The organism is Pseudomonas artemisiae (assembly GCF_057128685.1).
Genome location: NZ_JBSKHS010000015.1, coordinates 77,340 through 102,770 on the forward strand (window position 1 = coordinate 77,340; position 25,431 = coordinate 102,770).

The window sequence follows — 25,431 nt, forward strand, 5'->3', positions numbered from 1 at the left end:
GAACCCAATGGTCGAACACACACGAAAAAGCCGGCCTTCTGCGAAGAGGGCCGGCTTTTTCGTTGCTGCCAGTAACCGGGAAGGTTACTTGCGGCTTGCCTTGTCGAGCATGCGCAGGGCGCGCTCGTTGGCTTCGTCTGCAGTCTGCTGAGCTTTCTGAGCAGAAGCCAGAGCTTCGTCTGCCTTGCGATAGGCTTCGTCGGCACGAGCTTGTGCGCGAGCGGCAGCGTCTTCGGTAGCGGTCAGGCGAGCTTCGGATTCTTTGGAAGCGCTGCTGCAGCCGGTAGCCAGAACGGCAGCCAAAGCCAAAGCAGAGAATTTCAGAACGTTGTTCATCGTGTTCCCCTTTAAAGGACTTTCTAATTTAATAGCTACTTCTCGACGTTGAGAAAATAGCCGGCGTACATAGTACTCATTACTTGTAGTAAGTAAACGCCGAGTACGCAAGATATGTTAAAAAAATAGCGTGAAATTCAAGGCCTTGGTCTACCTTTCTGACCACGGTAAGGATCCATACCATATGGGTTCGGAGGTATTGATGCAGGCCAAGTAGTCTGCGATTAGGCTACATACATAGGTAACTAGGGCTTAGTTGGAACTTACTGGCGCTTTATCAGTCTTCAGCGTTTACAAGGTCCAATCAGGCTCATAAGGGCCTTTCTGGCCAGCAGCAGGCCGATTGTCTGGCAAGGCTCTGCCCGAGGCCGTGGTGATCTAAAGCTTTTCAGCAGTTCCAACAGCAGGCAAACAGCGGTATTGTAACGGTCTAATTCAAAGACCCGCGAGGATTCGAAATGAGCGAGGCAGTGTCCATCCATCATGACCAGGCAGGTCATCAGTTCGAAACCAACGTAGACGGCCATCGCGCTTACCTGACCTATATGGACTTGGGCAAGCAGACGTTGGACATCTACCGCACCTTCGTACCCAATGCCTTGCGGGGTAGGGGGATCGCGGCCGCTCTGACGGAGAAGGCCTTGGAATACGCCGATAGCATGGGCTATACGGTGATTCCGTCCTGCTCCTATGTGGAGCGTTATATGGAGCGCCACCAGCGCCGCGGCGCCACTACCTAAAGGCGGCCATGGCCACAGCAAAACGCCGGGTTTGCCCCGGCGTTTCTCGTGTCAGGCCCGTGAGCGGGTAGGCAGCAGCCCTTTAAGCTTGTCTCGCATGGCGCGAATGCTCGCCTCGGTGGTGCTCCAGCCAATGCATCCGTCAGTCACCGACACACCATATTCCAGCTCTGTCAGGTTTTTAGGGATGCTCTGAGCGCCTGGGTTGATATGGCTTTCTACCATCAAACCAATGATCGAGCGGTTGCCTTCGGCGATTTGATTGGCCACGTTCTCCATCACCAGCGGCTGCAGGGCCGGGTCCTTGTTGGAGTTAGCGTGGCTGCAGTCGATCATTACGTTGGCGCGAACCCTGGCCTTTTCCAGCGCCTGTTCACACAGTGCCACACTGACTGAATCGTAGTTGGGCTTGCCATTACCGCCGCGCAGTACCACATGGCCGTAAGCGTTGCCCTTGGTCGTCACGATGGACACGCCGCCTTCGGGGTTGATACCCAGAAAACGGTGCGGTTTGGACACTGACTGCAAGGCGTTGATGGCTACGGTCAGGCCCCCATCGGTGCCGTTCTTGAAACCCACCGCCGAGGACAGGCCCGAAGCCATTTCCCGGTGCGTTTGCGACTCGGTGGTACGCGCGCCGATGGCTGACCAGCTAATCAGGTCTTGCAGGTACTGGGGCGAGATCGGGTCCAGCGCTTCGGTGGCGGTAGGCAGCCCCATTTCAGCCAATTCCAGCAACAACTTGCGGCCAATGTGCAGGCCATCGGCAATCTTGAAGGAGTCGTCCAGGTACGGGTCGTTGATCAGGCCTTTCCAGCCCACGGTAGTGCGAGGCTTTTCGAAATACACTCGCATCACCAGGTACAGGGTGTCCGAGACTTCGTCGGCCAACGCCTTTAGCCGCTGGGCGTAGTCGTGGGCGGCGGCCACATCGTGAATCGAGCAGGGGCCGATCACCACGAACACCCGATGGTCCTTGCCATCGAGGATGTCGCGAATCACCTGGCGGCCGTTGGCGACCGTGGCTTGCGCCGCTTCGCTGAGGGGGATGTCACGCTTGAGCTGATCTGGGGTGATCAGGGTCTCGTTCGACGCAACGTTGAGGTCGTTAAGGGGCAAATCGGCCATGGTGGTACTCATCATCAAGCAGGTCAGGCGCAACCGGGGCTAGCGGTGCGCGCGGGTGCCGAACCTTAGCGCGTTCGGCCGCCCCTCGACAATGCCTGAGCGCCGTCGCAGGGCATGAAAGGTGAGTAAACGGGACGATGTGCGGTCAACCCCTGCGCTTTATGAGGCCGCTGCTAGACTTGGACCTATCGCCACCGACCAGGGTGGCGGGGGAGCGCAGATGATTCGTTCGATGCTGTATGCCACCGACCTGGGTGCCTACGCACCCTTCGTGTTACAGCACGCCCTGGCCTTGGCGCGTAAATTCGATGCCGAACTGCACGTAATACACGCGGTAGAACCCATAGGCAGCTTTGCCGAGTCGGTGTTGCAGAGTTACTTGGACGGCCCGACCCTGAACGAGCTGCATGGCCGCGGCGTTAGCACCATGATGGCCAATATCGAAAGGCGTGTACTGGATAATTTCTGCGAGGACCTGGCTGATGGCGAGCAGGACCTGGACTTGATTCGCGCGGTGCGGGTTCGCCAGGGGGACCCCGCCGAAGTCATCCTGGACCAGGCCCGGCGGTTAAGGGTAGACCTGCTGGTGCTAGGTAGCCACAGCCGTGCGATCGCGGCCGATCTACCCCTAGGGCGCACGGCCGCCCGGGTGTTGCAGTTGGCGGTGGCACCCGTGTACCTGGTACCTCTGGCTCAAGCGCTGACACAACGCCAATTCTGAAACATCCTGGCAAAAAGTTCTAGATTCTGGATTCAACCATCCATATAGTTATAACCCTTGCCGTAGCCCCCACACCGCAAGCGAGGGGCTTGGCGTTTTGGGCCTCTGGGGGGCATGCATGAAGCTTCAGCAACTGCGTTACATCTGGGAAGTCGCTCACCACGATCTGAACGTCTCCGCCACGGCGCAGAGCCTGTACACCTCCCAACCCGGCATCAGTAAGCAGATTCGTCTGCTAGAGGATGAACTGGGCGTAGAGGTATTCGCACGCAGCGGCAAGCACCTTACCCGGGTTACCCCAGCCGGAGAACGCATCATCAATACCGCTGGGGAAATCCTGCGCAAGGTCGAGAGCATCAAGCAGATCGCCCAGGAATTCTCCAATGAAAAAAAAGGCACGCTGTCCATTGCCACTACCCACACCCAGGCCCGTTACGCACTGCCGCCGGTGATCAGTGCCTTTATCAAGCAGTACCCTGACGTGGCCCTGCACATGCACCAGGGTTCCCCCATGCAGATTGCTGAAATGGCCGCCGACGGCACCGTGGACTTCGCCATTGCCACCGAGGCCTTGGAGCTGTTCGGGGACTTGATCATGATGCCGTGCTACCGCTGGAACCGCTGCGTGGTCGTGCCCCAGGGCCACCCGCTGACCAAGCTGCCTAAGCTCACTCTGGAAGTACTGGCTGAACACCCTATCGTGACCTACGTGTTCGGGTTCACCGGGCGCTCTAAACTAGACGAAGCCTTCAGCCACCGCGGGCTCACCCCTAAAGTGGTGTTCACCGCCGCGGACGCGGACGTGATCAAGACGTATGTGCGCTTGGGATTGGGCGTAGGGATCGTGGCGCAGATGGCGGTAGACCCTAAGCTGGACAGTGACCTGGTGGCACTGAACGCGGATCATCTGTTCGAGGCCAGTGTGACCAAGATCGGTTTCCGCCGGGGCACCTTCCTGCGGGGGTTTATGTGCGACTTCATCGAGCGCTTCGCGCCGCACCTGACCCGCGAGGTGATGGCCAAGGCCATCGCCTGCCACAATAAGCAGGAGCTCGAAGAACTGTTCGATGGGGTGGAGCTGCCGGCTCACTGAATCCCCCACGGGAGCCGTGTAGGAGCCAGCAAAGCTGGCGAACCCTAGGCTGGCCGCTCTTGGAAAAAGGCCTTCGCCAGCTCTGCTGCCTCCCACAGGCCAATAGGCCTTTACGCCTTGGCGATCAGGTTGCCTGCGTGCAGGCCACATTCTTTCTGAGTGGCCTCTTCCCACCACCAGCGCCCCTCGCGCTCGTGCTGGTTGGGCAGTACGGGCCGGGTGCAAGGCTCGCAGCCGATACTGATAAAGCCCCGTTCATGCAGGCTGTTATAGGGCAGCTCCAGCATGCGGATGTACGCCCAGACCTCTTCGCTGGTCATCTGCGCCAGGGGGTTGAATTTGAACAGGGTATTGTCCGGGGTAGAGAACGCGGTATCTATTTCTATCGTTGGGACCTGGCTGCGGGTACCAGGGCTTTGGTCCCGGCGCTGTCCGGTGGCCCAGGCGCGCACGGTAGTGAGCTTGCGGCGTAACGGGGCAATTTTGCGAATACCACAGCACTGACCATGGCCATCGCGGTAAAAGCTGAACAGGCCCTTTTCCTTCACCATGGCTTCAAGCGGCTCGCGCTCTGGGGTAAGGATTTCTATAGGCAAGCCGTAAAGTTCGCGTACCTGTTCGATAAACCGATAGGTTTCCGGGTGCAAGCGGCCGGTGTCCAAGGTAAACACCTTTACGTGGTTGTTCAGCTTGTAGGCCATGTCCACCAGCACAACGTCTTCGGCACCGCTGAAGGAAATCCAGAGATCATCACCGAAGTGATCGAAGGCGAACTTGAGTACGTCTTGTGGGGGCTTGCCCGCATAGAGGGCCGCCGCTTCGGCGACGTCGAAAGGGTGGTTCATCAGGCGGTTCCAGTTAGCTGGCGCTTAGGGCAGCGCTCGAATAGGCAAAAGAGTATCAAATTGAGCCAGGCCTTGCAGGATTGGGAGATAGCCGCAAGCGTGATGGCTATAGGAGCCAGCAAAGCTGGCGAACAGGGCGCCATTTGGTTGCCTGTGCCATCGCTTCGCGAGCTTGCGCTCGCCCTTATAGGGCGGCGAGGGTGTCCATCAATACCTTTACCTTGATCAACGACTCTTGGTATTCGTCGTCGGCTTGGGAGTCCATCACCACCGCGCCGCCACCCCAGCAGGCAATGCGACCCTGTTCTACCAGCAGCGTGCGAATGGCGATGGAGCTGTCCAGGTTGCCGCGTACATCCAGGTACATCAGCGAGCCGCAGTAGATCGCCCGGCGATGGCCCTCGACTTCATCGATGATCTGCATGGAGCGGATTTTCGGCGCGCCGGTGATGGAGCCGCCCGGGAAACTCCCAGCGATCAGGTCCAGTGCGTCCTTGTCAGGGGCCAGGGTACCCACCACGCTGCTGACCAGGTGATGCACGTTGGGGTAAGACTCCAGCGCGAACAGCTCCGGTACCCGCACCGTGCCGATGGCGCAGCTGCGGCCCAGGTCGTTGCGCAACAGGTCGACGATCATCAGGTTTTCAGCCCGGTCCTTCTCGCTGGCCAGCAAGGCGGCCGCCTCGGCGGCATCGTCTTCGGGGCGCGCGCGGCGAGGGCGGGTGCCTTTGATGGGCCGAGTGTCTACCCTTTGGCCTTGAATGCGGATGAAGCGTTCAGGGGAGTGGCTAAGGATGGCAGTGCTGGCATCGACTTGCATAAAACCTGAGTAGGGGGTGGGGCAGGCCTTGCGTAGCGCCTTGTAGGCCACCCATGGGTCCCCCTCGCAATGGCCGGCAAAGCGGCGGGTGAGGTTGATCTGGTAGCTGTCGCCGGCCCGGATGTAGCCCTGCACGCGGCTGAACGCCTGGTTATAGGCGGGCTGCTCCACTTCATTGGCAAAGGGGGCGGTAAGGCGGAAGCTGGCCGCTGCGGGCGTTGCCGGTTCGCTGAACACGTCGATCAGCCGCTGGCGCTCGGCCAGCCCTACGCTTGGGTGGAAAACCAACCAACTGCGCCCTTGGGCGTGGTCACTGGCCAGGGCCCAGTTGTATAGCCCAAGCTGGGCATCAGGCAGGGTAAATTCTGCCTCCAGCCCTGTGGGCAGCTGCTCCAGGCGTCTGCCGAAATCATAAGCCAGGTAGCCGATCAGCCCGCCGGCGAAGGGCAGCTCGCAGCCTTCGGGTAGCGAGGCCTCGCCCAGGGCTGCCAGGCCTTTGCGCAGGCGCTGGAAAAAAGCCGTGCCTGATTCGCCCGGTGTGGGCCTGAAGGTGTCCACCGGCCAAGCACTGAGCAGATCGAAGCGGCCACGTTCCGCCATTGGCCGGGCGCTGTCGAGCAGCACCGCGCCAGGGGCTTGGCGTATGGCGGCAAAGCAGTGGGTAGGGTCAGGCTGGTAAGCCAGGGGGTGAAGCATGCAGTTGCTCATGCCCGCACGTGCCCGAATACCGTTTGGGCGAAACGGGCGCGTTCTTCCGGGGTTTCGCTGCGGCCTTCGGTGGCCAGGGTCGCCAGGTGAGCCTCCACGGCTTCGGTGCGATGGGCCAGCCCACAGTTGTTGGCGATCTGGATGTTCAAGCCGGGCCGGGCGTTGAGCTCCAAGATCAACGGGCCTTTGTTCTGATCCAGCACCATGTCCACGCCGATGTACCCCAGGCCGCACAGTTCGTGGCAGCCAGCGGCCAGCGTCATAAAGCCATCCCAGTAGGGCAGCTGCACACCTTGGACGTCACTGGTAGTGTCCGGGTGCTTCTGAATGATGCTGTTGAGCCAAGTGCCGCGCAGGGTAATGCCAGTGGCAAGGTCGACGCCCACGCCAATGGCCCCTTGATGCAGGTTGGCCTTGCCATTGGACTGCCGGGTGGGCAAGCGCACCATCGCCATGACGGGGTAGCCCATCAGCACAATGATGCGAATGTCCGGAACGCCCTCGTAGCTGATGCTCTTGAAGATCGGGTCGGGGGTAACCCGATACTCGATCAACGCCCGATCACGGTGCCCCCCTAGGGAGTACAGGCCGGTAAGAATGCTGGAAAGCTGGTATTCGATTTCCGAACGGCTGACGATTTTCCCGGAAACGGTGCGGTAACGGTTTTCAAAACGGTCGCCGATCACCAGAATGCCGTCGCCGCCCGCGCCCTGGGCCGGCTTGATAACGAAGTCCGGGCGGTCGCCAATGATGTCGTCCAGGCGTTCGATTTCCTTCTCCGTGGAAATCACCCCGTACAGTTCCGGCACCTGTATGCCGGCGGCGATGGCGCGCTCCTTGGTGATGATTTTGTCATCCACGATAGGGTACAGCCGCCGATTGTTGTACTTGAGCACGTAATCGGCGTTGCGCCTGTTGATACCCATAATGCCGCGGGCGTGCAAGGCCTTCCAGGTTTTGATGAACCCCAGCATCAGGCGTCGGCCTCCCGTTCCTTGACGAAGGCCTTGAAGCGCATCAGCTCGGTGAGCCGGTAGCCACGGTAGCGCCCCATGGCCAGCATAAAGGCCACCAATACCAACAGCACCGCCGGGAAGGTGAACACGAAGTACACCAGCTCAGGCACGGTCATCAGCAGATGCGCCAGGGACGCGGCCAACAGGGTGCCAGCCGCCACCTTCATGGCGTGGGTGCCGCCGCGCTCCTCCCAACTGATGGACAATCGTTCGATGGTCATGGTGAGAATGACCATGGGGAACAGTGCCACCGACAGGCCGCGTTCGAGCCCAAGCTTATGGCTGAGCAGGCTGATGGCGGCGATCAGTACCACCACGAAGGTCAGCACCACAGACAGCCGCGGCAGCATCTGCAATTTCAGGTGCTCCAGATAGGAGCGCAGGGACAAGCCCAGGGCCGTGATCAGCGTGAAGAGCACAATGCCGTAGCCCAGCTGGGTTTCCCGGAACGCCAAGGCGATCAGCACCGGCGTGAAGGTACCCAGGGTTTGCAGGCCGATCAGGTTGCGCAGGATCAGAATCACCAGCACCCCAATGGGGATCATCACCATCACCATAAAGGTTTGCTGGGTTTGCAGCGGCAGCCCGTAGAGGGAGTACTCCAGGAAGTCCGCGTCGGTGTTCGCGTCGGTCAGCTTGGCCAGGCGAATGGCGTTCATTTCGCTGTTGTTGAGGCTGAAGGTGACCATGACCTTTTTGCCGCCTTCAAGGGTGACCAGGGGTTCGTCCCCGGTCCACCACAGTAGCCGGTCGGCGGGCAGGCCTTGCTCGCCGGTGTCCGGGTTGAAGTACAGCCACTGGGTACCGTTGAAGCTACGCAGCCATAGCTCCGGGGTTTGCGGCTGATCGGCGACCAGGCGCAGGGTATGGGCGCGTTCCATGGGCACGTGGGCGATGGACAGCAGCAGGTCGATGACCCCAGCCTTGTGCTGGGGCGAAGGGTCGCCGGCCAGTAGCAGCTTGACGTTATCGTCGTTAAGGTTGTTGACCCGGCGAATGGTTTCGCTGATGAAGGTTTCGACGTCCGCCGAGTGTTGCCGGATAGGCGCCAGCAGGGCCTCCGCGGCGATTTTCTCAGGCCCTTCCAGTACCAGGCTGTCGCGGAAGATCGGGCCTTTGTACTTGGTTTTCTCGGTGCTGTAGCGCTTGGTCAGCACCAGCCGGTAATACAGCGTCTGGTTACCCGAGGCCCGGCGCGAGGACCAGGTTACCTTGCGGTTGCTGTCAATGCGATTGACGCTTACCCCGTAGTTATTGGAAATAAAGCTCTCATTGAGGCTGACGTAGTCACTGGTCAGCGGCGGCACGAACATCTGTACCTTCACCGGGGTTTTCGGCGTGGGCACGAACTCAACCTTGGCGTCGATGTTCCACAGGTCGTCGGTTTCGTCCTCGGTGACCGGAATGCCCAGCACGAAGATCTGATAGCCGGTGATGCCTGCCCCAAGCAGTAACAGGGTCAGGATCAACAGCTTCAAATGGAGAGTCAGGGAACGCATTCAGGCTACTCGGCGTTGGAAGCTTCAGAAACGCAGGCAGGCTTGCCGGCGGTGTATTTCAGGGCGGGGTCGACCAGCGCATCGAAACGCACCAGGGCCGCCGAACCAATCAACAACGGGTATTGGAAGGCGCTGCGGTCGGTGAGGTTGACCTCGATGCGCCGCTTGACCTTGCCCATGCACACATTCAGCGCGATCACTGGCCGCGCAGTGTAATGCTTGCCCGCTTCAGGATCATAGTCGCCCGCACGGCGCTTGATTCGGCTGATCCGTGCCAGCGGTCGCTCGATCGGATGCTGATGGGCATCGTCGATGGCCAGGTAAAAGCGCACCCAGGATTCGCCATTGCGCTTGAAACGCTTGATGTCCCGAGCACTGAGCGAGGCGGTGATCGCGCCGGTGTCCAGCTTGGCCGCCACCTCCAGGTTGAGTTCGTCCAGGCGGGCGTACTCGTTAAGGCCATAGGCGGTTTTTTCGGACGCAAGGCCTAGCCCGGGAACGAGCAGCAAGCCAAGAAGGGAAGGGAGTTTGGGTGTTCTCATGAGACCTGAGTAATCACTGGGCGGGGCAAATACAGGCGCAACCGGCCTGCCTCGAGCGTCGCGCATCTTAACACGGTGATAAAACAGCACCAGTTCAAGCGCGCCGCCAGCCCCGAAAGCGGTATGTTCATCCGCTTAATTGTCGACAATCTTTTAAGAATACTTTGACGCATACGCGAGGTTGGTCAACTATTAGGCAATGATTTTGTAAGGTGTCGACAATGCTGGAAGTCATTCGCCCACCCGAGCTGCCCGAGGCTGATGCTGAAACCATCGCCGAATCGGTGTTCCGGCGCATTCAAGCGGCCATCGTGTCGGGGGATATCCCGCCTGGCGGTAAAATTTCCGAACCGGAGCTTGCACGCGCCTATGGCGTAAGCCGCGGTTCATTACGTGAAGCCCTCCACCGGCTCGAAGGCCAGCGGCTGCTGGTGCGCGTGCCGCATGTGGGCGCACGGGTGGTTGCCTTGAGCCAGGAGGAACTGATCGAGCTGTATGACATTCGTGAATCCCTCGAAGGCATGGCCTGCCGGCTGGCCGCCCAGCGCATGAGCGCCATTGAGGTTAGCGAGCTACGGCAAGTGCTGGAGATGCACGAACGCGACCCAGGCTTTCAGGCAGGGGTTGGCTACTACCAGCAGGAAGGCGATTTCGACTTCCATTACCGGATCATTCAAGGCAGCGGCAACCGTACCCTTGCCCAGTTACTGTGCGGCGAGCTGTACCAACTGGTGCGCATGTACCGCATTCGTTTTTCCACCACCCCCAACCGCCCACGCCAGGCCTTTGTCGAACATCACCGGATTCTCGACGCCATCGCCGACCGTGACGGTGAATTGGCCGAGTTGCTGATGCGCCGCCATATCGCCGGCTCCCGGCGTAACGTAGAGCGGCATATGGCCGCTCATGCCTGTGAACAACCCCAACGAGGTGAGTCATGACCCAGCGGACCACGCCCGGCCAACGCTTTCGCGATGCCGTAGCCAGCGAACACCCTTTACAGGTGGTCGGCGCTATCAATGCCAACCATGCCTTGCTGGCGCAACGCGCAGGCTTCAAGGCCATCTACCTCTCCGGTGGTGGCGTTGCAGCCGGGTCCCTGGGCCTGCCGGACCTGGGCATCAGCAACCTGGACGACGTGCTTACCGACGTGCGGCGCATTACAGATGTTTGCGACTTGCCGCTGCTGGTGGACGTAGACACCGGTTTTGGTTCGTCAGCGTTCAATGTGGCTCGCACGGTGCGTTCGATGATCAAGTTTGGCGCCGCCGCTCTGCATATCGAAGATCAGGTGGGCGCCAAACGCTGTGGTCATCGCCCTAACAAAGAAATCGTTTCCCTGGGGGAAATGGTTGACCGTATCAAGGCTGCCGTGGATGCCCGCACCGATGACAGCTTCGTGATCATGGCTCGCACCGACGCCCTGGCCGTGGAAGGTCTGGACGCTGCCCTGGAGCGCGCCGCGGCCTGCATCGAGGCCGGGGCGGACATGGTCTTCCCCGAGGCGATCACCGAGCTGGCCATGTACAAGACCTTCGCCGAGCGGGTGCGCGCGCCCATCCTGGCCAATATCACCGAATTTGGCGCCACGCCTCTATACACCACGGACGAGCTCGCCTCGGTAAACGTAAGCCTGGTGTTATACCCGCTGTCGGCGTTCCGGGCCATGAACAAGGCGGCTGAGAACGTGTACACGGCCATCCGTCGCGACGGTACGCAACAGCATGTGGTGGACACCATGCAAACCCGCATGGCGCTGTACGAGTCCATCGGTTACCACGCCTACGAGGAACGGCTCGACGCCCTGTTCACGCAGCAGCGCTGAGCCGACGCTTAATCCACACAACAATGTATAAAAGGAAACGTCAATGGCTGAAGCAAAAGTGCTCAATGGTGCCGGGTTGCGCGGCCAAGTGGCCGGGCAAACGGCCTTGTCGACCGTGGGCCAGGAGGGCGCGGGCCTTACCTATCGCGGTTATGACGTGCGCGAACTGGCTGCCCACGCAGGCTTCGAGGAAGTGGCCTACCTGCTGCTCGAGGGCGAGCTACCCAACCGGCAACAACTGGATACCTACCTGGCGCGCTTGCGCACGTTGCGCGAACTGCCTCAGCCGCTGAAAGAGGTGCTGGAGCGCATTCCCGCGGGCACCCACCCCATGGACGTGATGCGCACTGGGGCTTCCATGCTCGGCACGCTTGAGCCGGAAGGCGGCTTCGAGCGCCAACGCGAAGTGACCGAGCGCCTGCTGGCCGCCTTTCCGGCCATCCTGTGCTACTGGTACCACTTCAGCCATCACGGCAAGCGCATCGAGTGCAGCAGCGACGAGCCGACCTTGGGCGGGCACTTCTTGCGCTTGCTGCACGGCAGGGCCCCCAGCGAATTGCACCGTAAGGTGATGGACGTGTCGCTGATTCTCTACGCCGAACATGAATTCAACGCCTCCACCTTCACCGCGCGGGTGTGTGCCTCCACGCTGTCAGACCTGTATTCCTGCGTGGTAGGGGCTATCGGCTCGCTGCGCGGCCCCTTGCATGGCGGCGCCAACGAAGCGGCCATGGCGATGATCGAGACGTTCGCCTCTGCTGAAGAGGCTACCCAGGGCACGCGGGCGATGCTGGCGCGCAAGGATAAGATCATGGGCTTTGGCCATGCCATTTATAAAGAGTCCGACCCGCGTAACGAGGTGATCAAACAGTGGTCGCGTACGCTTGCCGAGGCGGTGAACGACCAGGTGCTGTTTCCGGTATCGGAGGCCATCGACAAGGTCATGTGGGAAGAGAAAAAGCTCTTTCCCAACGCGGACTTCTACCATGCCTCGGCCTATCACTTCATGGGCATTCCTACTGAGCTGTTCACGCCTATTTTCGTGTGCTCGCGAGTAACCGGCTGGGCCGCCCATGTGTTCGAGCAGCGCGCCAACAACCGCATCATCCGCCCCAGCGCGGAGTACGTGGGCGTGGAGCAACGCGCCTTCCTACCCTTGGAGCAACGCTAAGCCCTTCTGTATGCGCCACCTACCGTGACCGAGCCCTAGCCGCCATGAACACTGACTATCGCAAACACCTCGCCGGTACCGACCTGGATTACTTCGACACCCGCGCCGCGGTAGAAGCCATCCAGCCCGGGGCCTATGCCGAGTTGCCCTACACCTCCCGCGTGCTGGCGGAAAACCTGGTGCGCCGCTGTGACCCTGCCAGCCTGCGAGCGAGCCTGCTGCAGTTGATCGAACGCAAGCGGGACCTGGACTTCCCTTGGTTTCCGGCGCGGGTGGTGTGCCATGACATTCTGGGGCAAACGGCCCTGGTAGACCTGGCCGGCCTGCGCGATGCCATCGCCGAGCGCGGCGGCGACCCGGCCCAAGTGAACCCGGTGGTGCCTACTCAACTGATCGTTGACCACTCCCTGGCGGTGGAATCCGGCGGCTACGACCCTGATGCCTTCGCCAAAAACCGCGCTATCGAAGACCGCCGTAACGAAGACCGCTTCCATTTTATCGACTGGACCAAACGCGCCTTCAAGAACGTGGACGTGATCCCTCCAGGCAATGGCATCTTGCACCAGATCAACCTGGAGCGAATGTCACCGGTGATCCAGGCCCGTGACGGCGTGGCGTTCCCCGATACGCTGGTGGGCACGGACTCTCACACGCCCATGGTGGACGCCCTGGGGGTAATCGCCATTGGCGTGGGCGGGCTGGAAGCCGAAAGCGTGATGCTGGGCCGCGCCTCCTGGATGCGCTTGCCCGAGATCGTGGGCGTTACCCTGCTTGGCAAGCCAGGGCCGGGCATTACCGCCACCGATGTGGTGCTGTCGTTGACTGAGTTTCTACGCCAGCAGAAGGTGGTGGGGGCGTACCTGGAATTCACCGGCGAAGGCGCGCGCAACCTCACCTTGGGGGACCGCGCCACCATTGCCAACATGGCCCCCGAATACGGTGCCACCGCGGCGATGTTCGCCATCGACGAGCAAACGATCCATTACCTGCGCCTGACCGGGCGGGAAGAGCCGCAGATCAGACTGGTTGAGACCTACGCCAAGGTGGCCGGGCTATGGGCGGCGGACCTTGCCCAGGCACGCTATGAGCGCGTGCTGAGCTTCGACCTGGGCACCGTGGTGCGCACCTTGGCCGGGCCCTCCAACCCCCACCGGCGCTTGCCGGTCAGCGAACTGGCCGCCCGAGGCGTATCTGGCGTGGTGGAAAACGAACCCGGCAAGCTGCCCGACGGCGCTGTAATCATTGCTGCAATCACCAGCTGCACCAATACCAATAACCCCCGCAATATGATCGCGGCAGGCTTGCTGGCGCGTAATGCCAACCGCATGGGCCTGGTGCGCAAGCCCTGGGTGAAAACCTCTCTTGCGCCAGGTTCGCGCACCGTTGCGCTGTACCTGGAAGAGGGCGGCCTGCTGCCAGAGCTTGAACGCCTGGGCTTTGGCGTGGTGGGCTTTGCCTGTACCACCTGTAACGGCATGAGCGGAGCTTTGACACCGGCCATCCAACGGGAAATCATCGAGCGGGACCTGTACGCCACGGCGGTGCTATCCGGCAACCGTAACTTTGACGGGCGTATCCACCCCTATGCGCGCCAGGCCTTTCTGGCTTCGCCGCCACTGGTGGTGGCCTACGCCATTGCTGGCACCATCCGCTTCGACATTGAAAAAGACGTACTGGGCCTGGGCCCGGATGGGCACGAGATTCGCCTGGCGGACCTTTGGCCCACAGACGAAGAAATCGACGCCGTGGTACAGGCCTCGGTCAAGCCTGAGCAATATCGCCAGGTGTATATCCCCATGTTCGCGGTGCAGCCGGGTAGCCGCGAGGCGGTAAGCCCGCTGTATGAATGGCGGCCCACTACCACGTACATTCGCCGCCCACCCTACTGGGAAGGGGCCTTGGCCGGTGAGCGCGGCCTGAGCGGCATGCGACCCCTGGCGATCCTGGGAGATAACATCACTACCGACCACCTGTCGCCCTCCAACGCCATCATGGCCGACTCCGCCGCCGGTGAGTACCTGGCGCGCATGGGCCTGCCAGAAGAAGACTTCAATTCCTACGCCACCCACCGCGGGGACCACCTCACCGCGCAGCGCGCCACCTTCGCCAACCCCAAGCTGTTCAATGAAATGGTGCGAAGCGCCGACGGCCAGGTGAAGCAAGGGTCTCTGGCGCGGCTGGAACCCGAAGGGCGCGAGTTGCGCATGTGGGAGGCGATCGAAGCCTACATGACGCGTAAGCAGCCGCTGATCATCATTGCTGGCGCTGACTATGGGCAGGGCTCTTCACGGGACTGGGCCGCCAAGGGGGTACGCCTGGCAGGGGTGCAAGCCATCGTGGCCGAAGGTTTCGAACGCATCCATCGCACTAACCTGATCGGTATGGGGGTGCTGCCGCTGGAGTTCTTGCCAGGTACCAATCGCCTGACCCTGGCGCTCGATGGCACCGAAACCTACGACGTACTCGGTGCTCGCACGCCCGGCTCGATGCTTAGCCTGGTGATCAACCGGCGTGATGGCGAACAGTTGCAGGTGCCTGTGATGTGCCGGCTGGACACCGCCGAAGAGGTGTCCATTTATGACGCCGGTGGAGTGCTGCAACGCTTCGCCAGCGATTTTCTTGAATCCACCACCGCGCTCGTCTAAGCGCGGGCACCAGGACGCACCGCCATGGCTTATCCAGCGCAATGCCGAATCCCTGCCACCTATATGCGCGGTGGTACCAGCAAGGGCGTGTTCTTTCGCCTGCAAGACCTGCCTGAAGCGGCCCAAGTGCCGGGGCCTGCGCGCGATGCCCTGCTGCTGCGGGTGATCGGCAGCCCGGACCCCTACGGCAAACACACCGATGGCATGGGCGGTGCCACCTCCAGCACCAGTAAGGTGGTGATACTCGCGCCCAGCGACCGCCCGGGGCATGACGTGGACTACCTGTTCGGCCAAGTGGCTATAGATACGCCTTTTGTGGATTGGAGCGGCAACTGCGGCAACCTGTCCGCGGCGGTTGGGGCCTATGCCATTAGCAGTGGCCTGGTAAGCGGGGTAAACGTGCCAGAGAACGGTATGGCCAGTGTTCGCATATGGCAGGCCAATATCGGCAAGACCATTATCAGCCATGTGCCTATGACCCACGGACAGGTACAGGAAACGGGCGACTTCGAGCTCGATGGTGTGACCTTTCCCGCCGCCGAGGTGCGCCTGGAGTTTCTCGACCCGGCCGAGGACAGCGAGGGGGAGGGTGGCGCCATGTTCCCCAGCGGGCAACGGGTGGAGGACCTTGAGGTGCCAGGCATTGGCACGTTCAAGGCTACCCTGATCAATGCCGGCATCCCAACGATCTTCCTCAACGCGGCCGAGCTGGGCTACACCGGCACCGAACTACAAGAGGCCATTAACGGCGACCCCTTGGCGCTGACTCGGTTCGAGTGCATCCGTACGGCTGGCGCCTTGCGCATGGGCTTGATAAGCCAACCCGGGGAGGCGGCCACGCGGCAACACACGCCTAAGGTGGCCTTTGTAGCGCCACCTGCACCCTATGTGGCCTCCAGCGGCAAGGCCATCGCGGTCACGGACGTTGACCTGCTGGTACGGGCGATGTCCATGGGCAAGCTGCATCACGCCATGATGGGTACCGCGGCGGTGGCTATTGCTACCGCCGCCGCCATTCCCGGCACCCTGGTGAGCCTGGCCGCTGGCGGCGCCCGGCCTTGCGTACGCTTCGGCCACCCTTCTGGTGTGCTCAGGGTAGGCGCCGAAGCGCGGCAAGTGGGCCAGGATTGGGTGGTGACCAAGGCCAGCATGAGCCGCAGCGCCCGGGTGTTGATGGAGGGTTGGGTGCGCGTGCCGGTTTGATAGGACGTTGTAGGAGCCAGCAAAGCTGGCGAACAGGGCGCGGTGGTTGCTTGTACCGTATCTTCGCGAGCTTGCGCTCGCTCCTACGGCAGGCTAGGCCAAGGGCACCTAAACGTTTATTTAAACCGCCGCTCCACGCCCATTTCCACCAGGATCTTGGCAGAAATTTCTTCCACCGAAAAATGCGTGGAGTTGATATTAGGGATGTTTTCGCGGCGAAACAGGCTTTCTACTTCACGCACTTCGAATTCGCATTGGGCATAGCTAGAGTAACGGCTATTGGCTTTGCGCTCGTGGCGTATGGCGGTGAGCCGGTCCGGGTCGATGGTCAGGCCAAATAGCTTGTGCCGGTGTGCCCTTAGCGCCTGTGGAAGTTGCAGGCGTTCCATGTCTTCTTCGGTCAGTGGGTAGTTCGCCGCGCGAATACCGAACTGCATCGCCATGTACAGGCACGTCGGTGTCTTGCCTGAACGCGACACCCCTACCAGTATCAAGTCGGCCTTATCGTAATAATGGGTACGCGCGCCATCATCGTTATCCAGGGCGAAGTTCACCGCTTCGATCCGGTCCATATAGTTGGCGTTACGCGCGATCGAGTGCGATTGGCCCACTGAATAAGACGAATGTGAGCCCAATTCGAGCTCTAACGGCGCCAAAAAGGTGGAAAAGATATCGATCATAAAACCGTTGGACGTGGCCAGTATGTCTCGAATGTCTTGATTGACGATGGTATCGAAAATGATGGGCCGCACCCCATCGCGTTCAGCCGCGGCATTGATTTGTTGCACCATCAGGCTGGCTTTTTCAATGCTGTCGATATAGGGGCGCGTGAACTTGTTGAAGGTTATGGTTTCGAATTGCGCGAGCAGACTTTGGCCGAGGGTTTCGGCTGTGATGCCAGTGCCGTCGGAGATAAAAAAAGCCGATCGTTTCATATGCGCGCCGGGCCTTAAGCTGGGGAAGAATCCTGGGTATCATAGGCCCGTTTCGCTAGCCTTGGCGTTGTATCTTGCGCCCTGGTTAGGTGTGTAGGCAGTTGCTGGTTTGGTAGGTTCTACAAGAAGTGTTTCGTGCCCCCGGACGCCGTCCGGCCCTGAGCGTTCCAACCCCCTTAGTGGAGAGATCACCTTGGTAGAGTACGTAGTTTCCCTCGATAAGCTCGGCGTCCATGATGTAGAGCATGTGGGGGGCAAAAACGCATCCCTGGGCGAGATGATCAGTAACCTGGCCGGTGCCGGGGTATCGGTACCGGGCGGTTTTGCCACCACCGCCCAAGCCTATCGTGACTTCCTCGAGCAAAGCGGGCTGAACGTCCAAATTCACGCTGCCCTCGACGCGTTGGATGTAGACGACGTCAACGCCTTGGCCCGTACGGGTGCGCAAATCCGCCAGTGGATCATGGAAGCTGAGCTGCCAGAACAGTTGAACGAAGAGATTCGTACCCATTTCGCCGAGCTCTCCAGGGGCAACCCAGATATCGCCGTGGCCGTGCGTTCCTCGGCCACCGCCGAAGACCTGCCTGATGCGTCCTTCGCCGGCCAGCAAGAAACCTTCCTTAACATTCGTGGCGTGGACAATGTGATTCGTGCCGCTAAGGAAGTATTCGCCTCGCTGTTCAACGACCGCGCCATCGCTTACCGCGTTCACCAGGGCTTCGATCACAAGCTCGTGGCGCTGTCGGCAGGCGTACAGCGCATGGTGCGTTCTGAAACCGGCACCGCTGGGGTGATGTTCACCCTGGATACCGAATCGGGCTTCCGTGACGTGGTGTTTATCACCGGCGCCTACGGCCTGGGCGAGACCGTGGTACAGGGGGCCGTGAACCCCGATGAATTCTATGTGCACAAAGGCACGCTCCAGGCTGGGCGCCCGGCGATTTTGCGGCGTAACCTGGGCAGCAAGGCCATCAAGATGATCTACGGCGACGAGGCCCGCGCCGGGCGTTCGGTGAAAACCGTGGACGTGGATAAAGCCGAGCGTGCGCGGTTTTGCCTGACCGATGCCGAAGTGAGCGAGCTGGCCAAGCAAGCCTTGATCATCGAGCAACACTACGGCCGCCCCATGGATATCGAGTGGGCCAAGGACGGTGACGACGGCAAGCTGTACATCGTGCAAGCCCGCCCGGAAACCGTGAAAAGCCGCTCCAGCGGCAACGTGATGGAGCGCTACCTGCTCAAGGAAAAGGGCACCGTGCTGGTGGAAGGCCGCGCCATTGGCCAGCGCATCGGCGCCGGCAAGGTGCGGATTATCCGCGACGTATCTGAAATGGACAAAGTCCAGCCCGGTGACGTACTGGTGTCGGACATGACCGACCCGGATTGGGAGCCGGTCATGAAGCGCGCCAGCGCTATCGTCACCAACCGTGGCGGCCGTACCTGCCATGCGGCCATCATCGCCCGTGAGCTGGGCATCCCTGCCGTGGTGGGTTGTGGTAACGCAACCCAGCTGTTGCAGGATGGCCAGGGTGTCACCGTTTCTTGCGCAGAAGGTGATACCGGTTACATCTTCGAGGGTGAGCTGGGCTTTGATATCAAGCAGAACTCGGTCGATGCCATGCCCGAGTTGCCCTTCAAGATCATGATGAACGTGGGCAACCCTGATCGCGCCTTCGACTTCGCTCAGTTGCCTAACGCAGGGGTGGGGTTGGCCCGGTTGGAATTCATCATCAACCGTATGATCGGCGTGCACCCCAAGGCGCTGCTCAACTACGCCGACCTGCCTACTGACATCAAAGACAGCGTCGATAAGCGCATCGCAGGCTACGACGACCCGGTCGGTTTCTATGTGGAGAAGCTGGTCGAAGGCATCAGCACCCTGGCGGCGGCGTTCTATCCCAAGAAGGTGATCGTGCGGCTGTCGGACTTCAAGTCCAACGAATACGCCAACCTGATCGGCGGCAAGCTTTACGAGCCTGAGGAAGAAAACCCAATGCTGGGCTTCCGCGGCGCGTCGCGTTATATCAGCGAAGCCTTCCGCGACTGCTTCGAACTCGAGTGCCGCGCGCTCAAGCGTGTACGCAACGAGATGGGGCTGGATAACGTTGAAATCATGGTGCCCTTCGTGCGTACTCTCGGTGAAGCCTCACAGGTGGTCGACCTGCTGGCTGCCAACGGCCTGGCCCGTGGCGAGAACGGCCTGCGGGTGATCATGATGTGCGAGCTGCCGTCCAACGCCATTCTGGCCGAGGAGTTCCTGGAATACTTCGACGGTTTCTCCATTGGTTCGAACGACCTGACCCAGTTGACCCTGGGGCTGGACCGTGACTCCGGCATCATCGCGCACCTGTTCGACGAGCGAAATCCTGCCGTGAAGAAGCTGCTGGCTAACGCTATCCAGGCCTGTAACAAAGCCGGGAAGTACATCGGCATTTGCGGCCAAGGCCCTTCGGACCACCCAGACCTGGCCAAATGGTTGATGGAGCAGGGCATCGAAAGCGTGTCGCTGAACCCCGATTCCGTCTTGGAAACCTGGTTCTTCCTGGCAGAAGGGCAGGCGTGAAGCGATAATCCTCGCCGCGGCTGCTATGAGACAATGCCGGGCAATGGTATTGACCTGGTCGCGGCCAAGGCCGGCTGCTACGGGGGCAGGGCGGCCTTTCGAACGCTTTCTTCTTATTATCAAACCTGTGAACCATGCAAAGCAGCAGCCGTTTATTTCCAGTCGCATTGCTCCGAGCGGAACGGTGTGGCGATCTTAGCGAAGACGTTTACCGCATCAAGGCCGGTAACAGTGATGACTTCACCGTAGAGCTGGCCGTTACACGCCTGGGCCTGGCCGACACCCCCGATGCCCGTGGCGTGCCGGTGGTGCTGCTCCATGGCAGTTTCTCCAACCGCCGTTTCTGGTACTCCCCCAAAGGCGTTGGCTTAGGCGCTACTCTGGCCCGTGCTGGTTTCGATGTGTGGATACCCGAAATGCGTGGCCATGGGCTGTCCCCGCGCAACCAGCGCTATCGGCACAACCGTGTGGCGGACTACGCCCGTTATGACCTGCCGGCGATTCATGCCTTCGTTTCCGAGCTTAGCGGGCAGCACCCGTATTGGTTGGGGCATTCCTTGGGTGGTACCACCTTAGCCATGGCGCTGGGTTTGGGTTATCTGGCCAGCGATAGCTTGGCGGGCGTTGGGCTGTTTGGCAGCCAAGTGAGCCGAGCGCCTTGGCCGGTGACCGTGACGCCGCTGAATTGGCTGGGGCGTGTGTTGTTGCGCGGGCTGGACCACCTGTCAGGGCCACGGCTCAAGCGCGGGCCGGAGGATGAACCGGCGGGGGTGGCCCTGGAACTGTTGCGTTGGCACGGCCTGCGTCGGCGCTCCGGGCGCGGCGGTGATGACTGGCAAACAGGGTTGGCCCAAGTCACCGTGCCCTTGCTGGCAGTCGCGGGAGCAGGGGACCCTCAAGGCCCGCCCTGGGCATGTGAGCAGTTGTTCCAGCGCTTCGGCGGTGAAGGCCAGTTCCTTTTATTAGGCAAGGCCCAAGGCTTTAGTGAAGACTTTGGCCATGTTGACATGCTGGTCAGCAAGGCAGCGCAGGCTCAGGTATGGCCGCAAATCCAGCGATGGCTCGCCGCGCCTGCGCGCCTGCTGCCCCAGGCCAGCGCCACCGAAGCGGTGGCTGTTGCACCAGTAGCCGCTAAGCTGTGAGCGAATGCCACTTGCGAGGTGACTTGTGTTCGTACCCCTTGAGCGCCTTATCAACCTCGACGAAGGCTATAAGCGCGGTTTCAGCGTGGCCGGTAAACACTTGCTGTTGATCGTCGACCAGGGCCAGCACTTGCTGTTCGAAGACCGCTGCCCCCATCAAGGCGCCCCCTTGAGCACCGGCACGCTGCAGGCGGGCGTGCTACGTTGCCCTCGCCATGGCTTGGCCTTCGATGTACACAGCGGGCGGGCCCAGCAGGGCGTGTGCGGCTCGCTTATCCGCTGGCCCTTGGCCTATGATGGCGACCGCCTAGGTGTTGAGCTGTAACGTCCAAGCCACGAACTTCACACGTTTAGCGTTGCAGTGCCCGATACCCTTGCTCATATAAAAGGATAAGCAACCGCTGATGCTTGAACCCATTGCCTCAACCGGGCTGGTGCATGCGCTGGTCCTCGACGGACTAGGCGGTGCCCGCGCCATTACCTTGGCTGAGCTGCCCAGCCTGCGTTTGGCCGAGCCTGAAAGCCTGTGGCTACATTGGGACCGCGGCAGCTCGCAGACCCACACCTGGCTGCGTGAGCGCAGTGGCCTGAATGACTTCAGCTGCGACCTGTTGCTGGAAGAAAACACCCGGCCACGCTTGGTACCTTTGCCTGATTCGCAGTTTCTGCTGTTTTTACGGGGCATCAACCTCAATCCGGGCGCCCAGCCCGAAGACATGGTCTCGGTACGGATCTTCGCTGAAGAACGACGGGTGATTTCCCTGCGGCTACGCTCGTTGCGCGCCACCGAAGACCTGTTAGCTCGCCTGGCCGCTGGTGACGGGCCGCGTAATGCCGCCGACCTGGTGCTCTACCTGGCGGAACGGCTGACCGAGCGAATCCAGGCAGTGGTCGATCAGCTCACTGAAACCCTCGATGCGGAAGAGGAGCGAGTGGATGCCGAGGAAGGTTATGTGCCGGAACATTCCAGCCTCCTGCACCTGCGACGCAGGGCGGCAGGGCTGCGGCGTTTTCTGGCGCCCCAACGGGATTTGTTCGCGTTGCTGGCGCGCAATTCACCCGGCTGGTGCGCGGCCCAGGATGGCGACTATTGGAATGAACTCAACAATAGCCTGATCCGCTACCTGGAAGAGCTGGAGCTCAGCCGTGAGCGAGTGGCGCTGCTGCTGGAAGCCGAACAGCGACAGATGAGCGAACGCATGAACCGCACCATGTACCGGTTTGGGGTGGTTACGGGGATCTTCCTGCCCATTACCTTTATTACCGGTCTGCTAGGCATGAACGTGGGCGGCATTCCTGCGGCGGACAACCCCCACGGCTTTTTGATCACCTGTGGCGTGACGCTGGCAGTGGCCGTAGCCCAGTGGTTGCTGTATCGGCGGCTGCGCTGGCTATAAAGCTTTCTCACCCAAATGTGACCTAGTGCAACTTGCCTGCGTCTTTTTAAGCACATTGGTGAGGTGACCATGCACGATCCTTTTGAACAGTCCTTGCGAGACATGCTCAACGCTGCCCCCGCCGGCCGCGACGATAACGCATGCCTGGACCGCGTGCTCAAGACCGCGAACCGGCAAGTGGGCGCCCAGGACCTGTTCGGGCTGATCGGCCGCTGCTTTCAGGCCGGCATGCTCGCTGTAAGCAAAGGTGCCCCGCACGTCGCGCCTGTTACCCGTCGTACCCGTACCGCGCAGGTCGCGGATAAGGCTGATTGAACATGGAACTGGACCTCTGGACCCAAAGCCTGGTCACTGCGATGACTGCCCTGTGGACCAAAGTCGCTAATTTTATTCCTAACCTGTTTGGCGCGCTGGTTGTGGTGCTGTTGGGCTTTTTGGTCGCCAAACTGCTCGACGCGCTGCTGTCGCGGTTGTTGGCCAAGCTAGGCCTGGATCGTCTGATGGCAGGTACCGGGCTTACTAAATTGATGGGCCGGGTAGGCATACGCGTGCCCATCTCTACGCTGGTGGGCAAAATCGTCTACTGGTTTGTGCTGCTTATTTTCTTTGTGTCCGCCGCCGAATCCTTGGGGCTGCAGCGAGTGTCGGCGACCCTGGACGTGCTTGCGCTGTATCTGCCCAAGGTATTCGGCGCGGTGCTGGTATTGCTGGTAGGCGTGCTGCTGGCTCAATTGGTCAATAGTATTGTGCGCGGTGCCGCCGAGGGTGTGGGCATCGAATACGCCGGCGGCCTGGGGCGAGTAGCGCAGTGGCTGGTGATCGTGATCAGTATTTCAGTCGCGATCAGCCAGCTTGAGATCAAGACCGACCTGCTTAACCATGTAATCGTTATTGCATTGATTACCGTTGGTCTGGCCGTGGCCTTGGCCATGGGGCTGGGCAGTCGAGAAATCGCCGGGCAAATTCTGGCGGGCATTTATGTACGCGAGCTGTATCAGGTGGGCCAGCAGGTGCGCATTGGCGAGCTTGAAGGGCTGATAGAGGAAATTGGTACCGTGAAGACTACGGTCCTCACGGATGCAGGTGAGCTAGTGTCGTTGTCTAATAGGATCCTGCTTGCGGAAAAGGTCAGTAGTCGCTAGACGTGCGTATTCTGCTAGTATGCCCGCCGCGAAAAACCACCCGCCCCTGATGGGGCAGGTGGCCCTGACCTGACCTGCGGCCCGAACCGTTTTGACTACAGTGCCAACGCCTTCCTTGCGCTACGACCCACAAGCACTCTCCGATGAGGAACTGGTGGCTCGTTCGCATGAAGAGCTTTTCCATGTGACGCGTGCATACGAGGAGTTGATGCGGCGCTATCAGCGCACGCTCTTCAACGTATGTGCCAGGTACCTGGGGAACGATCGCGATGCTGATGATGTCTGTCAGGAAGTGATGTTGAAGGTGCTGTACGGCCTAAAGAATTTCGAAGGTAAGTCGAAATTTAAAACGTGGCTTTACAGCATCACTTACAACGAATGCATCACGCAGTACCGGAAGGAGAGACGCAAGCGTAGGCTGATGGATGCGCTGAGTCTTGACCCGATGGAAGAGGCTTCGGAGGAAAAAGCGCCGAAACCTGAGGAGCGTGGCGGTCTTGACCGCTGGCTTGTGCATGTGAACCCGATCGACCGGGAGATTCTGGTGCTGCGCTTCGTAGCCGAGCTGGAATTTCAGGAGATCGCAGACATCATGCACATGGGCTTGAGCGCGACTAAAATGCGGTACAAACGCGCGCTCGACAAGCTGCGCGAGAAATTCGCGAACGTTTTGGAAACTTAACGGTGCGCGGTTCTCTCTAAGTGGCGTGCAAGTTCTGCTAGACTTGCCGCCGAGTTGTCCCACGCAGTGCTGGTGGGATCGCTTAACAATCACCAGATGGGGATTTAACGGATGAAACTGAAAAACACCTTGGGCCTGGCCATTGGCTCTCTTGTTGCCGCAACTTCTTTCGGCGTTTTGGCACAAGGCCAAGGCGCAGTCGAGGGTGAGCTGTTCACCAAGAAGTACTACACCGACAGTTCGCGTGACCTGGACGATGCCAACCTCTACGGTGGCTCGATCGGTTACTTCCTGACCGACGACGTTGAGCTGCGTTTGGGCTACGACGGCATCCACAACATTCGGTCGAACAACGGCACCAACAGCCAGAAAATCCACGGTGGCAACGCTGCCCTGGACGCCGTGTACCACTTCGGTACCCCAGGTGTAGGCCTGCGCCCGTACCTCTCCGCTGGCTTCTCGCAGCAGAGCATCAGCAACGTCGAAGCTCATGGCCACAAAGGCCGTGACCACTCCACCTTCTTCAACGCAGGTGGCGGCGCCAAGTACTACTTCACCGAGAACATCTACGCACGTGCTGGCGTTGAAGCCATGTACAACATCGACCGTGGCGAGACCGAGTGGGCTCCAAGCGTGGGTGTTGGCGTGAACTTCGGTGGCGGCGCCAAGCAGCAGGAAGTGGCCGCAGCGCCGGCTCCAGTTGCTGAAGTGTGCTCCGATTCCGATAACGATGGCGTTTGCGACAACGTTGACAAGTGCCCTAACACCCCTGCCAATACCACCGTTGACGCGGATGGCTGCCCAGCCGTTGCTGAAACCGTTCGTGTTGAACTGGACGTGAAATTCGACTTCAACAAGTCGGTCGTCAAGCCTAACAGCTATGCCGACATCAAGAACCTGGCTGACTTCATGAAGCAGTACCCAGCCACCACCACTACTGTTGAAGGTCACACCGACTCCGTTGGTACTGACGCTTACAACCAGAAGCTGTCCGAGAAGCGCGCTGCCGCTGTTCGTAACGTTCTGGTCAACCAGTATGGCGTGGAAGGTACTCGCGTGAACTCCGTTGGTTATGGCGAAACCCGCCCAGTGGCTGACAACGCCACCGACGCTGGTCGCGCTGTTAACCGTCGCGTAGAAGCCGAAGTAGAAGCCCAAGCCAAGTAATTGGTCTGAGTTTCAGGAAAAGCCCGGGCATTGCCCGCAATGCTGTTCACTTAAGGATTGTTGACTAATCCTTGGGTAGCAGGAAAATCCGGAATCTGATTATAGATTCCG

Annotated in this window: 24 protein-coding genes; 16 read left to right on the forward strand and 8 right to left on the reverse strand. The window is 60.3% G+C overall.

The genetic code is table 11. From position 1 onward, the window contains the following. Window positions 1-84: 84 nt before the first annotated feature. Complete coding sequence (locus ACWKV4_RS16820) at window positions 85-336, reverse strand: Lpp/OprI family alanine-zipper lipoprotein (protein WP_483833181.1); 252 nt, start codon at window positions 334-336, stop codon at window positions 85-87. A 458-nt stretch (window positions 337-794) separates the two neighbouring features. On the opposite strand from ACWKV4_RS16820, the gene ACWKV4_RS16825 reads away from it, so the two are divergent. After that, on the forward strand, window positions 795-1,076 hold the full coding sequence (locus tag ACWKV4_RS16825) for a GNAT family N-acetyltransferase (RefSeq protein ID WP_483833180.1): 282 nt from the start codon (window positions 795-797) through the stop codon (window positions 1,074-1,076). A 51-nt stretch (window positions 1,077-1,127) separates the two neighbouring features. Here the strand turns inward: ACWKV4_RS16825 and ACWKV4_RS16830 are convergent, their stop codons facing one another. Next, the gene (locus ACWKV4_RS16830) at window positions 1,128-2,204 is read right to left on the reverse strand and encodes a 3-deoxy-7-phosphoheptulonate synthase (RefSeq protein WP_483833179.1); all 1,077 of its coding nucleotides are present in this window, start codon (window positions 2,202-2,204) and stop codon (window positions 1,128-1,130) included. 220 nt (window positions 2,205-2,424) lie between these two features. Between ACWKV4_RS16830 and ACWKV4_RS16835 the strand changes: the two genes are divergently transcribed. Then, window positions 2,425-2,925, forward strand: coding sequence for a universal stress protein (locus ACWKV4_RS16835; protein ID WP_483833178.1), 501 nt, complete (start codon window positions 2,425-2,427; stop codon window positions 2,923-2,925). Between the two features lie 118 nt (window positions 2,926-3,043). Continuing rightward, entirely contained in the window at window positions 3,044-4,018 is a 975-nt protein-coding gene (gene cysB / locus ACWKV4_RS16840) for an HTH-type transcriptional regulator CysB (protein ID WP_483833177.1), read from the forward strand. Between the two features lie 110 nt (window positions 4,019-4,128). Here the strand turns inward: cysB and ACWKV4_RS16845 are convergent, their stop codons facing one another. From ACWKV4_RS16845 to rloA, 5 genes are all read right to left on the reverse strand, one after another. After that, a complete protein-coding gene (locus tag ACWKV4_RS16845; protein ID WP_483833176.1) occupies window positions 4,129-4,863 on the reverse strand; it encodes a phosphoadenylyl-sulfate reductase in 735 nt (244 codons plus the stop codon). Window positions 4,864-5,047: 184 nt separating this feature from the next. Next, a complete protein-coding gene (gene pabB / locus ACWKV4_RS16850) occupies window positions 5,048-6,391 on the reverse strand; it encodes an aminodeoxychorismate synthase component I (protein ID WP_483833175.1) in 1,344 nt (447 codons plus the stop codon). Continuing rightward, entirely contained in the window at window positions 6,388-7,362 is a 975-nt protein-coding gene (locus tag ACWKV4_RS16855) for an alpha-L-glutamate ligase-like protein (RefSeq protein WP_483833259.1), read from the reverse strand. The genes pabB and ACWKV4_RS16855 overlap by 4 nt, the downstream gene beginning before the upstream one ends. A gap of 2 nt (window positions 7,363-7,364) precedes the next feature. Continuing rightward, window positions 7,365-8,906, reverse strand: a complete 1,542-nt coding sequence (gene rloB / locus ACWKV4_RS16860; protein ID WP_483833174.1) for an osmotic stress tolerance membrane protein RloB — start codon at window positions 8,904-8,906, stop codon at window positions 7,365-7,367. 5 nt (window positions 8,907-8,911) lie between these two features. Continuing rightward, complete coding sequence (gene rloA, locus ACWKV4_RS16865; protein ID WP_483833173.1) at window positions 8,912-9,448, reverse strand: retropepsin-like aspartic peptidase RloA; 537 nt, start codon at window positions 9,446-9,448, stop codon at window positions 8,912-8,914. Between the two features lie 221 nt (window positions 9,449-9,669). Between rloA and ACWKV4_RS16870 the strand changes: the two genes are divergently transcribed. From ACWKV4_RS16870 to prpF, 5 genes are read left to right on the forward strand one after another with little or no spacing between them, the layout of a single operon-like run. Continuing rightward, window positions 9,670-10,389 (forward strand): GntR family transcriptional regulator, encoded by a 720-nt coding sequence (locus ACWKV4_RS16870; protein WP_483833172.1) that lies wholly within the window; start codon window positions 9,670-9,672, stop codon window positions 10,387-10,389. Continuing rightward, window positions 10,386-11,273, forward strand: a complete 888-nt coding sequence (prpB, locus tag ACWKV4_RS16875) for a methylisocitrate lyase (protein ID WP_483833171.1) — start codon at window positions 10,386-10,388, stop codon at window positions 11,271-11,273. Before ACWKV4_RS16870 ends, prpB begins: the two co-directional genes overlap by 4 nt. A 43-nt stretch (window positions 11,274-11,316) precedes the next feature. Beyond that, complete coding sequence (gene prpC / locus ACWKV4_RS16880) at window positions 11,317-12,444, forward strand: bifunctional 2-methylcitrate synthase/citrate synthase (RefSeq protein WP_483833170.1); 1,128 nt, start codon at window positions 11,317-11,319, stop codon at window positions 12,442-12,444. A gap of 44 nt (window positions 12,445-12,488) precedes the next feature. Next, window positions 12,489-15,089, forward strand: coding sequence for a Fe/S-dependent 2-methylisocitrate dehydratase AcnD (gene acnD, locus ACWKV4_RS16885; RefSeq protein ID WP_483833169.1), 2,601 nt, complete (start codon window positions 12,489-12,491; stop codon window positions 15,087-15,089). A 24-nt stretch (window positions 15,090-15,113) separates the two neighbouring features. Further along, complete coding sequence (gene prpF / locus ACWKV4_RS16890) at window positions 15,114-16,292, forward strand: 2-methylaconitate cis-trans isomerase PrpF (protein WP_483833168.1); 1,179 nt, start codon at window positions 15,114-15,116, stop codon at window positions 16,290-16,292. 116 nt (window positions 16,293-16,408) lie between these two features. Here the strand turns inward: prpF and ppsR are convergent, their stop codons facing one another. Further along, window positions 16,409-17,227, reverse strand: a complete 819-nt coding sequence (gene ppsR, locus ACWKV4_RS16895) for a posphoenolpyruvate synthetase regulatory kinase/phosphorylase PpsR (RefSeq protein WP_483833167.1) — start codon at window positions 17,225-17,227, stop codon at window positions 16,409-16,411. Between the two features lie 193 nt (window positions 17,228-17,420). Here ppsR and ppsA point away from each other — a divergent pair, with 193 nt between their 5' ends. The 8 genes from ppsA to ACWKV4_RS16935 all read left to right on the forward strand — a co-directional run bounded on the left by ppsA (window position 17,421) and on the right by ACWKV4_RS16935 (window position 25,320). Then, window positions 17,421-19,790 (forward strand): phosphoenolpyruvate synthase, encoded by a 2,370-nt coding sequence (gene ppsA, locus ACWKV4_RS16900; protein WP_483833166.1) that lies wholly within the window; start codon window positions 17,421-17,423, stop codon window positions 19,788-19,790. A 134-nt stretch (window positions 19,791-19,924) separates the two neighbouring features. Next, a complete protein-coding gene (locus ACWKV4_RS16905; RefSeq protein ID WP_483833165.1) occupies window positions 19,925-20,932 on the forward strand; it encodes an alpha/beta fold hydrolase in 1,008 nt (335 codons plus the stop codon). A gap of 25 nt (window positions 20,933-20,957) precedes the next feature. Further along, window positions 20,958-21,257, forward strand: coding sequence for a Rieske (2Fe-2S) protein (locus tag ACWKV4_RS16910; RefSeq protein ID WP_483833164.1), 300 nt, complete (start codon window positions 20,958-20,960; stop codon window positions 21,255-21,257). 76 nt (window positions 21,258-21,333) lie between these two features. Continuing rightward, window positions 21,334-22,329 carry a zinc transporter ZntB gene (locus tag ACWKV4_RS16915; RefSeq protein WP_483833258.1) on the forward strand — a complete coding sequence of 332 codons (996 nt, stop codon included), beginning with the start codon at window positions 21,334-21,336 and terminating at the stop codon, window positions 22,327-22,329. Window positions 22,330-22,398: 69 nt separating this feature from the next. Then, window positions 22,399-22,644 (forward strand): CrfX protein, encoded by a 246-nt coding sequence (locus ACWKV4_RS16920; RefSeq protein ID WP_483833163.1) that lies wholly within the window; start codon window positions 22,399-22,401, stop codon window positions 22,642-22,644. Window positions 22,645-22,646: 2 nt separating this feature from the next. Next, a complete protein-coding gene (locus ACWKV4_RS16925) occupies window positions 22,647-23,471 on the forward strand; it encodes a mechanosensitive ion channel family protein (protein WP_483833162.1) in 825 nt (274 codons plus the stop codon). A 115-nt stretch (window positions 23,472-23,586) separates the two neighbouring features. Further along, the gene (sigX, locus tag ACWKV4_RS16930) at window positions 23,587-24,153 is read left to right on the forward strand and encodes an RNA polymerase sigma factor SigX (RefSeq protein ID WP_483833257.1); all 567 of its coding nucleotides are present in this window, start codon (window positions 23,587-23,589) and stop codon (window positions 24,151-24,153) included. A 111-nt stretch (window positions 24,154-24,264) separates the two neighbouring features. Further along, a complete protein-coding gene (locus ACWKV4_RS16935) occupies window positions 24,265-25,320 on the forward strand; it encodes an OmpA family protein (protein WP_483833161.1) in 1,056 nt (351 codons plus the stop codon). Window positions 25,321-25,431: the final 111 nt, after the last annotated feature.